Source organism: Nostoc sp. DedQUE08 (genome assembly GCF_034530895.1).
Classification (GTDB): Bacteria; Cyanobacteriota; Cyanobacteriia; order Cyanobacteriales; family Nostocaceae; genus Nostoc.
Window position 1 is genome coordinate 35,138 of the sequence record NZ_JAVRCD010000030.1, and the last position, 15,011, is coordinate 50,148.

At 42.9% G+C, this 15,011-nt stretch carries 11 protein-coding genes; 6 read left to right on the plus strand and 5 right to left on the minus strand.

Annotated elements, in window-relative coordinates; translation table 11 throughout:
* Positions 1-46: 46 nt before the first annotated feature.
* Together RMY64_RS20080 and RMY64_RS20085 are read right to left on the minus strand one after the other, a co-directional pair.
* The gene (locus RMY64_RS20080) at positions 47-1,507 is read right to left on the minus strand and encodes a serine/threonine-protein kinase (protein ID WP_322700940.1); all 1,461 of its coding nucleotides are present in this window, start codon (positions 1,505-1,507) and stop codon (positions 47-49) included.
* 165 nt (positions 1,508-1,672) lie between these two features.
* Positions 1,673-1,999, minus strand: coding sequence for a DUF4278 domain-containing protein (locus tag RMY64_RS20085; protein ID WP_322674368.1), 327 nt, complete (start codon positions 1,997-1,999; stop codon positions 1,673-1,675).
* Positions 2,000-2,372: 373 nt separating this feature from the next.
* Between RMY64_RS20085 and RMY64_RS20090 the strand changes: the two genes are divergently transcribed.
* On the plus strand, positions 2,373-2,627 hold the full coding sequence (locus tag RMY64_RS20090) for a hypothetical protein (protein ID WP_190728057.1): 255 nt from the start codon (positions 2,373-2,375) through the stop codon (positions 2,625-2,627).
* Between the two features lie 3 nt (positions 2,628-2,630).
* Positions 2,631-3,890 (plus strand): murein transglycosylase A, encoded by a 1,260-nt coding sequence (locus tag RMY64_RS20095; protein ID WP_322674385.1) that lies wholly within the window; start codon positions 2,631-2,633, stop codon positions 3,888-3,890.
* Positions 3,891-3,996: 106 nt separating this feature from the next.
* On the opposite strand, the gene RMY64_RS20100 is transcribed toward RMY64_RS20095, so the two are convergent.
* Positions 3,997-4,866, minus strand: a complete 870-nt coding sequence (locus RMY64_RS20100; protein ID WP_322674367.1) for a DUF5895 domain-containing protein — start codon at positions 4,864-4,866, stop codon at positions 3,997-3,999.
* 387 nt (positions 4,867-5,253) lie between these two features.
* Positions 5,254-5,946, minus strand: coding sequence for a haloacid dehalogenase type II (locus RMY64_RS20105; protein WP_322700941.1), 693 nt, complete (start codon positions 5,944-5,946; stop codon positions 5,254-5,256).
* 446 nt (positions 5,947-6,392) lie between these two features.
* On the opposite strand from RMY64_RS20105, the gene RMY64_RS20110 reads away from it, so the two are divergent.
* The 4 genes from RMY64_RS20110 to RMY64_RS20125 are packed head-to-tail and all read left to right on the plus strand — an operon-like array spanning position 6,393 to position 11,116.
* Positions 6,393-8,150 (plus strand): ScyA-related TPP-binding enzyme, encoded by a 1,758-nt coding sequence (locus RMY64_RS20110; RefSeq protein WP_322700942.1) that lies wholly within the window; start codon positions 6,393-6,395, stop codon positions 8,148-8,150.
* A 12-nt stretch (positions 8,151-8,162) separates the two neighbouring features.
* The gene (locus RMY64_RS20115; RefSeq protein ID WP_322700943.1) at positions 8,163-9,305 is read left to right on the plus strand and encodes a 3-oxoacyl-ACP synthase III family protein; all 1,143 of its coding nucleotides are present in this window, start codon (positions 8,163-8,165) and stop codon (positions 9,303-9,305) included.
* A gap of 40 nt (positions 9,306-9,345) precedes the next feature.
* Positions 9,346-10,314, plus strand: a complete 969-nt coding sequence (locus RMY64_RS20120) for an SGNH/GDSL hydrolase family protein (RefSeq protein WP_322674363.1) — start codon at positions 9,346-9,348, stop codon at positions 10,312-10,314.
* 46 nt (positions 10,315-10,360) lie between these two features.
* Entirely contained in the window at positions 10,361-11,116 is a 756-nt protein-coding gene (locus RMY64_RS20125) for an SDR family oxidoreductase (RefSeq protein WP_322674362.1), read from the plus strand.
* A 162-nt stretch (positions 11,117-11,278) separates the two neighbouring features.
* Here RMY64_RS20125 and RMY64_RS20130 read toward each other — a convergent pair whose 3' ends face one another.
* A complete protein-coding gene (locus tag RMY64_RS20130) occupies positions 11,279-14,878 on the minus strand; it encodes an NB-ARC domain-containing protein (protein ID WP_322674361.1) in 3,600 nt (1,199 codons plus the stop codon).
* Positions 14,879-15,011: the final 133 nt, after the last annotated feature.

A 15,011-nucleotide genomic window follows, 5' to 3' on the forward strand; every position in this document is an offset into this window, starting at 1 on the left:
CTAATAATCCATAATTTACAGAGAGAAAAACGCAATTTTGAGAAAATCAAGAAAGTAAGCGTTGCTCAAATTGCAAAGCTTTTTGAGATTCAGGTATTTGTGATGCTAAAATTTTCACAAATTCTGCACGAGAGATTTGTCCAGCAGATTTCATAGCTTTTTGCACTAGAAACTTAGCTATCGGCCCAATTAAATTAGCCAACTCACGTTCGCACTCTTCCAGAAATTTTTCACTGATAACTTGAGATTCTTGGTTTGCTAAATTATTTGAGTTAATACCAGATTGGTCGGATTTTACAGTAAGTTCTTGTAATAGAGTAGATTTTTCTAGTAGAAATGTTGTTTTCTTCTTAAAATCAATTTGTTGATTTTCTCGAAGATGAAGGGCTAATTGACTAATTAATTCTTCCAAATTGGACGCTGATGCTGCAACTTGTCGTAGTAATCTTGAGGCGATGGGGCCGACAAATTCTAAAAGAATTGTTTCTAAGCGGTTGTAACTTTCCCCAGACAGAATAGAAGCAGTCGGATACCCAATTGAGTTTTGTTGAGAAAGCGAAGTTTGAGGTGGTTGTGTAAAATCTGGTACTTGAAGCGATCGCGCTTCTACCTGGTAATCTTGACGATCGTATTCTTGCTGTTTGGGTGTCGAAGATGGTAGTTGAAGCGATCGCGCTTCTTTTGTAATATCGAGATCCTTAAGCACCTGTAAAACTTCAGCCGCAGACTGATAGCGCTGTTTAAAGTGATGTAGCACCATCTTAGATAGCACAGATGCCAACTCAGAACTGACGTTAGCTTGATGCTGCCAAGAAATTTCTCCTGTATCTGGGTCTTCCTCAAAGTTTATCGGATGTAACCCTGTCAGCGATTGTATACCAATAATGCCCAAGGAATAAATATCACTGTTGAGGCGGGGCTTACCTTGTCCCTGTTCTGTAGACATATATCCGGGAGTACCAATAATAATAGTAGCTCCCGTGTGCCCTGTAATTGTGAGCAGTTGAGTTTGGACTTGTTTAACAGCGCCAAAGTCAATCAGCACTAACTTACCGTCTTGTTGCCGCCTAATTATATTGTCCGGTTTGATATCTCGATGAATAACGTTGTGGCTGTGAATAAATTGTAGAATACCCAAAACCTGTTGGAGTAGTTGAATGACTCGATCTTCTGGCCAACGTTGATTGGGGAATAGTTCCGCTTTCAGGGTATGTCCTTCAATGAACTCTTGCACCAAGAAGAACTCTTGGTTTTCTTCAAAATAGGCTAAAAGCCGAGGAATTTGGTCATGGTAGCCCAGTTGTTCTAGTGTTTCTGCCTCACTAGTAAATAGCCGTCTGGCAGTTTTGAGAAATTCAGGACTACGAGTGACGGGCTTAAGGTGTTTGACAACGCATTTTGGGAAACCTGGCCGATGGGTATCTTGGGCTATGTAGGTTTGACCGAATCCACCTCCACCTAATATCTGGAGGACTTGGTAACGTCCGTCTAATAATTGTCCTAACATTGTGTTACAAGCCTTAATTCCTCAAATTAATCTTGACACAACTACCAGCTTTGGTAAGGTTTGTTCAGACAGAAAGTAGGTAGTGGCAAAATTTCAAGCAAGGTTTTTTGAGGATTACATTACAAGTTTATGACTAATTAAACTCCAGATCGGCTTGCAGGCATATTATTGTTGAAGCTTTAATAATTCCTCAGAAATCGCCAGTGCCTCAGCTTTTGAAGTAGTTGTTGGTTGAGAGACTACGCTAACTTTTCCTAATTGAGTTTTATTGACAAAATAGGTTATTCCCCGAAAGCTCAATTTATAGGCTACTGGTGCTAGAGAAACTTCTGCCAATTTAGAATTTGGATCGACACAATAGTTAACACCACGGTACATCAAATTATAAACTGGCCCAATTTGAGGAACTGGTTGAAACGGCTGTTCTGTTTTTTTGCTGCCAACTTTGTTTTGGTTATATTCGTAGCTTAGACCACGATAGTAAAGTTTCATAATTTTCGCCTCCTGAATAACTGTTTTTCAACAATGTCAATGACTTATCAGATGTTGATTAGAGAGTTATGCAAGAGCTAAGGTAGACTTACACTTTTTTAAGGAACTGCTTAAAGGATTAGGCGTCTAGAGTGAAGAGTCATTGGGCATTAGGAGTGCTGAGTGCTGAGTTAGGAGTTAAGAGTTAAGAGTTAAGAGTTAAGAGTTTTGTTTATCTCCTTGTCGCCTTGTCTGCTCATTTCCCTCATCTCCCCTGCTCCCCTGCTCCCTCGCCCCCTGCTCCCTTGCTCCCAACCTCCCGTATGCTTACCCTTTTCATTCGGGGGTTACGTGGTTAACAATGGGTTGAATGTTTTTTAAATGATTCAACTTTATGGCTAGAACCGCAAATGAATATGCCGTATACCTCTTACTGGAAAGCGGCCACCGAGAAGAAGTACGTTTTCCTACTATTCAAGAGTTTCAGAAATGGTATAGCGGCGAACTTGTGCCAAAATCTGCTTCTAATGACTTTATTAGCGTACCGATCAAAAATATTCAAGGGGAATATATGGTAGTACGCCCTTCTCGGATTGTGGCAATCCGGGTAGAACCTATTTTTAGTTCTAGTGTTGAAAGATTCAACTAAATGATGAGAAAAACCCTTGCTTTGCTTTCCTTGAGTCTAGGAATTGCCCTCGTAAACCCTCTCTGGTCGGCTGTTGCTCAGGTTCCTAACTTACTGCCTTTGCCACTACCGACGACTCCCGATCTTCCACCTATACCAATACCAATCGCTCCTGAGATCGCGCCGCCGCTAAAACCAATCACTATCGGAAGCGATTGTACACTCCGGCCGACTTGCTTGGGTTGGGATGAGCAAATTTGGGGTCAAAGAGGTAAAATAGGCGATCGCAAAGCGTTGTTAGCTTCCATTGATAACAGTTTGCTTTATCTAACAAAGGGTGATGCGATCGCAGCATATCAAAACTATCCGATCAAGGAAATCACTCTCGATCGCGTCCGCCGGAGTTTGCTGCGTTTCCGCCAACTGGTTGTCAGTTCTAAGTCAGCAGCACAATTACAAGCTGCTGTCAGTCGTGAATTTGTCTTCTACCAGTCCGTGGGCAACGATGGCAAGGGTACTGTTAAGTTCACTGCTTACTACGAACCTGTTTACACCGCTAGCCGTGTCAGAACTGCAATCTATAAGTATCCTCTTTATCGGCTACCACCTGATTTCAGCCAATGGCCGAAACCCCACCCAAAACGAATTGATTTGGAAGGGAAAGATGGTTTAAAAGGGAATAAGAGCAAATTACGCGGTTTAGAATTGCTTTGGTTTCGCGATCGCCTAGATGCATACATGGTACATATCCAAGGTTCTGCCCAAATTAAATTAACTAATGGCAAGACAACATCAATTGGCTATGCCGGCGGCACTGATTACCCTTGGACTAGTATCGGCAAAGAATTAGCCAAAGATGGCAAACTTCCCCTGGAAGGATTAACAATGCCACGTTTGATTGCTTATTTCCGACAAAAGCCCCAGGAATTGAACAATTATCTACCGCGCTGGGAACGATTTATTTTCTTCCAAGAAACAAGCGGTAGAGGTGCTACTGGTAGTATTCATGTGCCAGTGACAGCAGAACGTTCCATTGCTACAGATAAGTCTCTCATGCCACCGGGAGCGTTAGCCCTGATTTACAACTCATTTCCCTATCCTGCCAGTGGTGGCAAACTCCAGAGGCGTACTGTCAGTCGCTTTGTGCTTGACCAGGATACAGGAAGCGCCATCAAAGGGCCGGGCCGGGTGGATTATTTCATGGGGTCTGGTAAACTAGCGGGCGATCGCGCTGGTGTCACAGGCGGTAATGGTTCATTATATTATTTGCTGCTCAAAGAATAAAGTTAGAAGTTAGAAGTTAGGAGTTAGAAGTTAGGAGTTAGGAGTTAGAAGTTAGAAGTTATTAATTCAAAACTCATCACTCATCACTCCTAACTTTTCACTTTCCTTAATACGGCGGATAAGCAAAATCATCTTCATCAGCATAAACGTAAGAGTTGGAAACTCCTGCCATTGCCAATTTAGGGGTTTCTGATTTTACAGGTTCCTTGCCAAAATCTTTGTATTCTTCAAAAGTCTTACAAATCATTGCAGACTCCAGAGCATCGGAAGCAATTAAATATTGCGTTAAAGTCCCTACGGTGGGATGTTTATAGTCCACAGTTGAAGCTACCAAAACTGTATTTGGTTCAATTCCTCTTTCTTCACACTCAACGATCGGACAAAAAATCCCGTGAGCGTGGAACAAAGGCCCTTTTGGTGTCAAAGGTTGCTTGCGGTAGATAGCATAAGCTTTTTCTAGTTCAGCCACGAATCCACCTACTACTCTGCCTTGTTGATATTCGCAGTAGGTTTTGCTGAAACTCGCTCCGGCTGCACCATTGAGAGTTAGTTGTAGTGGTGATTCATGTAAAAACTTTTTATTTTCACCCACTAGAAAAATTAGATAGCGAGTAAAGGTTTTAAATTTAAGTTTGTCGGCTAAAAAAGCATCATAATTATCTTTGAGCGTACCCAGTTTTAGTCCACTTTCCCGGTCTTTAACAGACAATGGCCCCCGGCGCACTATGACCAAGCGTGGAGTAGCGCTAATAAAGACTGTTTCTACTCCAGAGCTAAATTCATGCTCAACTTGCTGCCAATTATCATCTGGTACAAAGCCAACAGCATTGGCATTATCCAGCTTAATCGCCAAACCGTGAGATTGTATACCATCTGTGCCATACCGAGGATTAATCATCTGACACCAGGGAAGGACTTGCGAAGGCGGTGCATTGAATTTTTCGTCTTCAAAGTCAAAATTAGCAGATGCTTTCATCGTTTTAGGCTATCAAAGTGTTTTATTGAACAAGGCGATCGGCAGGGCGCACAGGAAAAAAAGCCAGTTATATGCTGTGGTTCCCAAAGTTTAAGAACATTAAACTGACGTAGTATTTTTTCTAGAGTAAGACAGAATCAATCTATGTTGCAATCCCTGTTTAGTTTTTTATAGCAAGGGACTGGGGATGGTGGGGCCCCCTCTGGGGATAAGGGGTAATGGGGACTGGAGACTGGGTGAAAAGCCTTTTTGTGTCTAAGTTTTATCGTCTGTTGATGTCCTAACCACCAAAGCTTGTGCTGTAACAACAAATTCGTTCTTTGGCATCTGTCTATCTAAATGCGTTCTACTTTTTGTTCCTCTCGTGGTTAAATTCAAATCAGCAAATTACTGTAAACTTAAAGCCGCGAGAGTCTTCAAATCAGGCACTTCTAAATCAGGTTGAGTGACTGCTGGTAAACTCGCACTAACCCCTTGTTCTGCTCGACGATTTACCCAGACTGTTGATAATCCTAGAGATTTGGCTGTGACGATATCATGATATACACTAGCAGCAACGTGTAATATCTGCTCTAGCGGCAAATCAATTCTCTCAATCGCCAGTCTGAAGTTGTTGAAGGCAGGTTTGTAGCTTTTTGCCTGTTCTGCTGTGATTACCTTGTCAAATTCCACCTCCAAGTGCTTTGCCGAGAAAGCAAAGAGATCGTCATCTACATTTGAGATAATTACCAGCTTAAACTTTTGCTTTAAAGTTCTAAGTGCCTCAACTGTATCGGGGAAAGGCAGCCAATGCTGAATCGAATCGGCAAGTGAATTTAGTTCGTCAGCAGTTGGCTCAAAGCCAAATCGTTCACCAAATTTCTGGACTACTCTTTGCAAAACTTCTCGATATTTGATATATTCTCCAATTTCGAGTTCTGCTTCAAATTCAGCAAAAATATCAAGAATTTGCTCGTCATCCAAATTAGTGTTATGTGCCAGCAGAAATGGTTTTAGCACCCCTAAGATGCCATTTTCCCAATCAATTAGGGTTCCGTAACAATCGAAAGTTAAAGCCTTATACTGATTTAATTCAATCACTTTTTTATACTCCAAAGCTTGATTGATAGCGTTCAGTTTTCACAAACCAAAAGACGGATGAAGTCGTCCGCGTTGGCGCAGTCCGCACTTCGACACCTTTCGGCTTCTCTACAGACGCTACGCGTTAGCGGAGCTTTCGCTTTAGCGAGACGCTCAAGGCAAGAAGCTCAGTGGCCACCGCAGGCATCGCCACATCCACTGTTCTCGAAGTCTCTAAACATTTTTTCTATATCAGAGCAATGCGGAACTTATAGGTTGCTCAAAGATTGGCGAAGTGAACCGCCAAGGTAGTTTTACTGTTATACCTGCGTTAAAAGCAGTACTCACCGAAGTTGTATGGGCGTTATCCAAACAAATTTATATTACATTGATAATACAAGATTACTAAGTTTAGGTGTGGGATAATAGTTATTCCAAAAAGGAAATTATTCCTAAGTATAATTTGTATGGATGTGAAATTTCAGGATACACAAGCAAATACCACTAAACAATTAAACTCAAGTAAACAGCCATCTAATAGCAAGCCATCCGAAACTTTTTCGGTAGCGGAGGCAGTGGTAAAAATCCTGGAAGATATGGGGGTGCAGTATGCCTTTGGTGTTTCGGGAGGTGCGATCGCGCCAGTGTGGGCTGCATTACATCAAAGTTCTATCCAGGTGTTGCACTTTCGCCATGAAGCTGGAGCCGCTTTTGCAGCCATTGAGGCGTATTTTGCTAGCGATCGCCCAGTTGTGGTATTCACTACAACTGGTCCAGGGATTACCAATGCATTAACTGGCTTGTTTGCTGCACGTTGGGAAGGTGCTAAAGTTATTCTTCTGTCGCCTTCCACATCGGCATCGCAGCGTGGAAGGTGGGCATTCCAAGAAACCAGCACTTACACCATGCCTAGTGAGGGACTGTTCACATCAGAACCACTGTTTCATTATGCGACGACTCTCGAATGCAGCGATGAACTGTCAAAAGTTCATCGACGGTTGGCACTTGGTATAGCCCGACCAGATGGTTTTGTCGCACACTTAAATATCTCGACTAATATCCAAACTAGTTCAGTTAAGACATCATTGCCACAAGTGGCTTTCTCTTTTGCTCCCGCAGCCGTAAATGAGGAAACTATTGCAGAATGTACGCGGTTGCTTTCAGAAGGACCATTTGCCATTTGGGTCGGCTTTGGTGCGCGGGGTGCAGCAGCAGAAATTCGTCAACTTGCAGAAGCAACGGGAGCGGCGGTAATGTGTTCGCCTCGGGGCAAAGGCATTTTTCCCGAAAACCATCCTCAATTTGTTGGTGTTACAGGTTTTGCCGGAGATACGTCAGTTTTAACGTATATGCAAGAACAACGACCTTTACGAGTGTTGGTGCTAGGAACGCGCCTCAGTGAATGGACTTCGTTCTGGAATTTTGCAATGATTCCAAAACGAGGCTTCGTGCATATCGATATCGACCCAGAGGTTCCAGGAACTGCATATCCATCTGCCGAAACCTTTGCCATTCAGTCCGATGTGGGAATGTTTGTAAAGGCACTGCTAAAGAACTTTCCACAACACCCAAATCAGTTAACAGAAATGTTGCTGCCTTGTTCTAAGCCTGTAATACTTAATCCACGCGCAGAGGGCCCAGTGCGACCGGAAGTACTCATGGATGCAATTCAACGGCAAATAGTTGAAGGAAGCGATGCGGTTGTCATGGCTGAAGGAGGAAACTCGCTAGCTTGGGCAATTAACTTACTGCGATTTGCCAAACCAGGTCGTTTCCGAGTCAGTACCAGGTTTGCATCTATGGGTCATTTCGTCACAGGCGTCGTGGGTGCTTCACTGGTACGCAATGGTAAGACCGTCGCCATAGTTGGAGACGGTGCCATGCTAATGAACAATGAGATAAGCACGGCTGTAAGATACCAGATCGCTGCCGTTTGGATTGTACTAAACGATGGGCGCTATAGTATGTGCGACCAGGGGATGACTTTGCTAGGCTTCCAAGGTGTAGATGTAGAGATTCCGCAGGCGGATTTTGTCAAGATAGCTTGTGGAATGGGAGCTGACGGCATCCGCGTTGAAACAGAACCTGAAATCCAGGCAGCTTTGGAGAAAGCGATCGCCTCGACCTGTCCGTATGTTGTTGACGTAGTAATTGACCCAACCCGGCTTGCACCAATTAGGAGTCATGTTGACAATCTGATTGCACAAGGTGCTACGAATTACTAAGAGGAGATTTTCATGGTGCATCATTCAGTAGGTATTCGCGCGATCGCAGTTAGTTTTCCCAGCATCAGACGTACAAAAGATTATTACAGAGAGAAATACCCAGATATAGTTGCTCAAGTCGAGGAAAAAAGCTTGGGAAGGCTGTTTTCGCTTGCTGGCTCTACCCCCAGCAACGAGTTTGATTTGGAGATGTTGCCATATCTGTCAGATCCTTTTCGTGGTACTGTCGAACAGCGGGTACTTGCTCCAGGTGAATCATCGCTGATGCTAGAAGAGCGTGCAGCTCGTGATGCTCTCAAAGCAGCGAAGCTTAATCCTGAAGAAGTCGATCTCATGCTCGTAGCCTCGATTTGGCCCGAACAAATCGGATTTGGTAATGCCGCCTTCCTTGCCCAAAAACTGGGACTGCAAGGCGCTGCATGGAATCTTGATGGAGCGTGTGGTGTTACCCCAGTAGCATTGCAAACTGCTTGTGCTTTGGTACAAGCAGGTGAGTACCGCAATGTACTGGTAGTAATTTCCTGCACTTACTCTCGCTTTGTCGATGAGGAAGATACTGTTTCCTGGTTTCTCGGTGATGGTGCTGGAGCCTTCGTTGTCGGTTCAGTCAAACCTAACCAAGGAATACTCAGTACAAAAACTGTGAATACAAGTTGTTTCTGTGACTTATTAACCTTAAATATTAGAGAAAACAAGCAAGGCAATCCACGAATTCGGATGCAGTTGAACAAGGACGCAAAAAATGCGCTCAGTGAAGAATCGACTCAGCTTTTACGTACCTGTTGCGAAGGTGCTATCTCGGCAGCCGATTTAACTCTCGATCGAATTGACTTTTTCCTTTTCAATACAGCCACAGCTTGGTTTTCAAGCTTCTGTGTACGTGTACTTGGTATTGACTCAGAGCGTACCCTTAATCTCTACCCTCTGTACGCTAATATTGGGCCGGTACTTACTGTAGCCAATCTTTATCACGCTGCACAGATGGGTAAAATTCGTGAAAATGATTTGGTTCTCATTTATGGCTTTGGTGCAGCAGGAGTCGCCTCTGCAAGTGTAATGCGTTGGGGTAACGTGGCGCTAGGTCTTGTTCCAAATCAGGGCGAATCTGAATCAGCACTGAAAAGTTCTTTAGATCGTAGCTTCACTTTTTGTTAAAGTTATCTATCAAGATTTAAAGCATATCCAGTAGTCGATCGTGCAAAAACAAATTTTGGCGGCGGGCTTTTACCTGTTATTTTTGATATTTCCGCTCAAAGTCTCGGCAAAAGATTATGACGAGATTTATGTTTTTGGAGATAGCTTTTCCGATACGGGTAATGTATTTAATGCAACTAACGGAATCGTTCCCCCAAATCCACTTTACTTTAATGAACGTTTTTCCAATGGTTCGGTTTGGGTGGAATATCTCGCCTCCGATCTAGGGATAACTTTCAATCCGAAGACCAACTTTGCCTTTGGTGGCGCAACTACAGGATTGAAGAATATCGGAATCAGCACTCTACCAGGATTACAACAACAAATCAACAGCTTTACAACAGCAAATCTGTCTGCCGATCCAAACTCCCTTTACATTTTGTGGGCGGGTGTTAATGATTATTTAGATTACTTTTTCCAAGGCACTCCCAACCCTACCCAGAGTGTGACAAATTTATCAACGGCGGTAAAATCGCTTGCTGCTGTTGGAGCTAGAGATATTATGGTGTTGAATCTGCCAGATTTAGGAAAGTTTCCAGTTACAAGTGGCAATAGTCAAATTTCTAGCTTACTTAGCACTTTTACCAGTAAACATAATTCCAGCTTGACTACAAACCTCAAACTTTTGAGTCAGGAACTAAACCCTAATGTCAACATTATTTCTCTTGATGTTAATTCTCTTTTTAATCGGATTATTGCAAAGCCGGAGGAATTCAATCTTACAAATGGAACTGACTCGTGCATCGGAGATTCACCAGTGGTGCCTATTGAAATTACCACACAGCCAGTTATGTGTATCCCAGACAAGTTTTTGTTCTGGGATGAAGTCCATCCTACGACTGCCACTCATCAGCTAATCGGAAAATTAGCGTTTTCCGCCCTTGAGCCAGTGCCTGTCCCTGAACCTTCTGCTGTGTTAGGAGTTTTAGTTTTTAGTGTAGGTGCAGTATCGCTACAGAAACGCAAATAGTTCAGTTGGTGCAAAACAAAGCAATCAAAAGGGAAGGAACACACCTATGACAGGTCAATTAAATGGGAAAGTCGCGCTGGTTACAGGGGCCTCATCAGGTATTGGTCGGGCGAGTGCGATCGCATTTGCCAGTGCTGGAGCAAAAGTTGTGGTTGCTAGTCGTCGGCTCGTCGAAAGTGAGGAGACTGTGCGCCTGATAAAAGAGATCGGAGGTGAAGCTATTTTTGTTAAGACCGACGTTTCAAATGCTGCTGAAGTAGAGGCACTGGTCGATAAAACTGTAAAAACTTATGGTCGTCTAGACTGCGCTTGCAATAATGCTGGGATTGGGGGCAATCCCGGCTTAATCACTGATGATATCTCAGAAGAAGACTGGGATCGTCTGGTTAATGTAAATCTTAAAGGAACGTGGCTCTGCCTCAAGTACGAAATCAGGGCGATGCTCAAACAGAACAGCGGGGCGATCGTAAATGTGGCTTCTGTCGGTGCTGTCGTTGGTGTACCTGGTTATGCCATCTACTCAGCCACAAAGGGCGCAGTCATTACTCTAACTAGAACCGCAGCAATAGAATATGCTAAATCTGGTATCCGAGTCAATGTCGTGAGTCCAGGTGCTACGGAAACTGATATGCTAGCTAGTCTTCCCGTAGATTTAATTGCTCAACTTCCAACAGCGCATCCAATAGGGCGTATTGGCAAGCCTGAAGAGATTGCAAAAACGGTGGTTTGGTTGTGCTCAGATGCGACTTCCTTCATCACGGGTCATAATATGATGATTGATGGAGGATATACTGCACAGTAAGGCAGGGTAGATGAAGGTGAAGGTAGCAAGTTCGCAATTTTACTTGCTTCAGAAACATCTATCTTATCAACAAAAAGTGTAGAATTTTAGAGCATCTCAAGAGATTGAATCAAGATATTGAATGAAGAACAAATGAACAATCACTGTAGTAGTATTAAAATACTATCTATCTTGATGCTCAACCGCTCCTAAAGCTTTTAGAGTGGTAATAGTCGCCAAAGTTACACCTGTAATAGCAGTAACGTTCATGGCTTCATAAGGTCTAGAGCTAAAAAGAATTTTCAGGCATTCACCTGTCAATATATCCCAAAGCTTAATTGTTCCATCTTCACTACTACTAGCTAAAGTATTACCTTTAGGATTAAAAGCAACTGACCAGGTTAACTTAGTGTGTGCTGATAAAGTTTTCTCGCAGTTGCTTGTGCTGACATCCCACAGCTTCACAGTTTGGTCACCGCTACCACTTGCTAATGTACAACCATCCATACTAAAAGCAGCGGAATATACGCAATTAGTATGCCCATACAAAGTTTTAAGACACAATCCGGTGCTAACATTCCATAGTTTTACTGTTTGGTCACCGCTGCTACTTACCAATGTTGTACCATCAGGACTAAAAGCAACTGACCAGATCCAGTCAGTATGACCTTGCAGAATCCGCAAACATTGCCCAGTAATAACATCCCACAGCCTTACTGTTTGATCGTGACAACCGCAGACTAATGTATGACTGTCTGGGCTGAAAGCAACTGACCATACCCGATGAGTTTGTCCCTCCAGAATCCGCAAACATTGCCCAGTGCTAACATCCCACAGTCTTATTGTTTGGTCTTCACTACCACTGGCCAGCATCGTGCCATTAGGACTAAAAGCGACTGATAATATTCTATTACTATGTCCGTGCAAAGTTTTAAGACATTTACTGGTGTTAATATCCCATAGTTTCACCGTTAGATCCTCACTACCACTAGCAAGGATGCTACCGTCTGGGTTAAGAGAAACTGATGTAACCCGATTACTATGCCCCCGCAATGTTTTAAGGCATTGACCAGTGCTGGCATCCCATAACCTCACCGTTTGGTCACTACTACCACTAGCCAGCATGGTGCCTTGGGGATTGAAGGTAACTGACCATATCCCATTACAGTAACCTTGGAAGGTCTTGAGGCATCCACCTGTACTCAAATCCCACAGCTTAACCGTTTGGTCATCACTACCACTCGCTAGCGTTGTACCATTAGGATTAAAGGCAACTGACCACACCTTGCTACCATGTCCTTTCAAAGTCTTGATGCATCCACCTGTACTCACATCCCATAGCTTAACTGTTTGGTCATCACTCCCACTTGCCAACTTACGACCATCTAAACTAAAGGCAACTGAATTTATTAAGTCAGTATGACCTTGCAGAATTTGAAGACATTGACCACTGCTGATATTCCACACCCTTAATGTTTGGTCATGACAACCACTAGCTAGCGAACCATCCAAGCTAAAGGCAACAGACTGCACCCTATGGGTGTGTCCCAGCAAGGTTTTGATACATTGACCAACGCTGATATCCCATAGTTTCACCGTGTGATCGTCATTTCCACTTGCAAGTATTGTACTATCAGGACTAAATGCGACTGCCCACACCCGACTGGATACCTGTAGAATCTTAATGCATTGACCGCTGCCGACATCCCACAACCTCACCGTTGTGTCTTCACTGCCACTTGCCAGCATTTTACCATCCGAACTGAAGGAAACAGACCATATTCCACCGCTATGACCTTCTAAGGTTGCGAGGCATTGCCCACTGCTAGTATCCCACAGCTTCACTGTTTGATCGTCACTGCCACTAGCGAGAACACAACCATCGGGACTAAAGGTAACTGGCCAAATCCAACCCTTGTGCCCCTTGCAGGTAAGCAGTTGTTTTCCATCCACAACCTGATACAGGCGAATCTCATTATTAGTATCTCCTGTCGCTAAAAATTTTCCATCAGGGCTGAATGCCACTGAGTGAATCCCCCCTATGGTTTCAGCAAAAACACATTTACTTAGATTGGCATGAGCAAAATTTACATTGTGTAAATTTACGTTGCGTAGGTCTGCTTGCCAAACAGTCAGATAAGAAAAATCATAGCCACTTAGATCCGTCTCTAAATAACAAAGCAGATTGAGAATATTGCCAGCCGTATACCCTGGTTCTAGCGGAGATTCTTCTCGCAGTGTTGCAAGAATTTGAGTTAACTGACTTTCAATATTTTTTTTGCTTCTTAAGTCGTAAAGCAAGCCATCTATGACTGGTTTAAGGATAAGGCGAACCTGAATATCTTTAACATAGTCTTTACCAGTCGCCTTTATCAAAGCATGACGCCTAAACAAATCAATATTCTGAGTAACAATTTCTTCACAGACTTCTTCTATCAATCTACTAGTCATATACTCCATGACTACAGGCTGAAGTGTAAATAGTGCTTTACTTTTTTCAATCAACGTAGGCGTTGGCATTAGCGTACCCCTACGGGAAAGCAAGCTACGCGCAGGGTCTCGTAGAGAAGCCTTCTCAATTAGCGATCGCCTTCCTAAAGATTCTACAGCCTCTAGTAATTTTGCTGGTGCTACTGGTGATATAATATCATTTCGCAATTCTGGAAGTGCCATTGGCTCACGATTAATCGCTAGCCAATACATTATTTCCTTTTCTAAATCTGACAAGCGCTCAAACTGCTGCTCTAAGATATCGCGAATGTCTCCAAAAACAGCCGTGTCTTGTTGCAAAAAGTCACTCATATTACCATCAAAGATATCTTGAATGGTTGTGGCAACTATCTTTAAAGCTAATGGATTGCCTGCGTAACGTTCAATCATTAATTTCCATTCATCCTCTGCTGCCGATAGCCCCTTGAGCTTTAAAATTTCTTGCCCTTCGGCTACCTTCAATCCACTCAGTGGCAATGAGCGAACAGGTAGTGCTTGTCCTTCCAAAAATGCTATTTCTCTGGGTTTTTCACGACTAGTCAGCACTAAGCAGCTTTGGTGATTTGCTTCTCCCACCCGTCTTAAAAGCTCACCATATTCCTCATATCCTTCTCGATAAAGTCCGGCGCGGCTACCACTGCGGAGAATTGATTCTGCATTATCAAGGAATACTAAACAGCGATAATTTTGTAAATAATAGAGTAGTCGCGATACCCGATCGCTAAAACTTTCTGGTAAGTTACTTTCTGTTTCCTGTTCGTCAGATAAAAATTGAATTAAGTTACCTAGAATAATTTTAACAGGTGGTGCTTCTCGTAGCGATCGCCAAATCACATACTCAAAGTTGTCCTGAATTTTTTGAGCAAACTTTACAGACAGTGCTGTTTTTCCAATACCTCCTATTCCCAAGAGTGCAACCAATTGGCAGTTCTCATTAAGAATCCATTGCTCTAATGTAATAAGTTCTTCTACACGCCCATAAAAAGCGGAGTTAAAGATAGCCTCTCCCCAATCTAAACGAGTATTTGAGCTTGAATAGTCACTTTTATCTATTTTTAAGTTAAAAACGGAAAAAAGCTTCTCAATAGTCTGTTTGTCAACTCCTCCCTCCCGATTCAATACTTTCGAGATGGTAGCGGAATATAAACCAGAACGTACACTCATTTCTTCAAGAGTATACCGATTTCCAAAATTTTCTTTTGCTTCTAACTGATGCTTTGCTTCTTTAATTTTTTGTAAACCCTTGGTAGTAAGTGCAACGCCACGCTTACGTCTCCAATTCTGTAAAGTCATGTATTAACTCACTGTTCGTTTAATCACTTTTTATTAAAAGGAATTATCTACTAGGTTGTTATAGATATAGGGTAATAGCCATAACAAACGAATAATCTTATGTTGCAGAAGATTTAAAATAGGCATATTACCA

Bases quoted from the DNA above. Each gene is read 5' to 3' on its own strand.
- RMY64_RS20090 (WP_190728057.1), top strand. From the start codon at position 2,373: ATGGCTAGAACCGCAAATGAATATGCCGTATACCTCTTACTGGAAAGC.
- RMY64_RS20130 (WP_322674361.1), bottom strand. From the start codon at position 14,878: ATGACTTTACAGAATTGGAGACGTAAGCGTGGCGTTGCACTTACTACC.
- RMY64_RS20085 (WP_322674368.1), bottom strand. From the start codon at position 1,999: ATGAAACTTTACTATCGTGGTCTAAGCTACGAATATAACCAAAACAAA.
- RMY64_RS20110 (WP_322700942.1), top strand. From the start codon at position 6,393: ATGGATGTGAAATTTCAGGATACACAAGCAAATACCACTAAACAATTA.
- RMY64_RS20125 (WP_322674362.1), top strand. From the start codon at position 10,361: ATGACAGGTCAATTAAATGGGAAAGTCGCGCTGGTTACAGGGGCCTCA.
- RMY64_RS20100 (WP_322674367.1), bottom strand. From the start codon at position 4,866: ATGAAAGCATCTGCTAATTTTGACTTTGAAGACGAAAAATTCAATGCA.
- RMY64_RS20080 (WP_322700940.1), bottom strand. From the start codon at position 1,507: ATGTTAGGACAATTATTAGACGGACGTTACCAAGTCCTCCAGATATTA.
- RMY64_RS20115 (WP_322700943.1), top strand. From the start codon at position 8,163: ATGGTGCATCATTCAGTAGGTATTCGCGCGATCGCAGTTAGTTTTCCC.
- RMY64_RS20095 (WP_322674385.1), top strand. From the start codon at position 2,631: ATGAGAAAAACCCTTGCTTTGCTTTCCTTGAGTCTAGGAATTGCCCTC.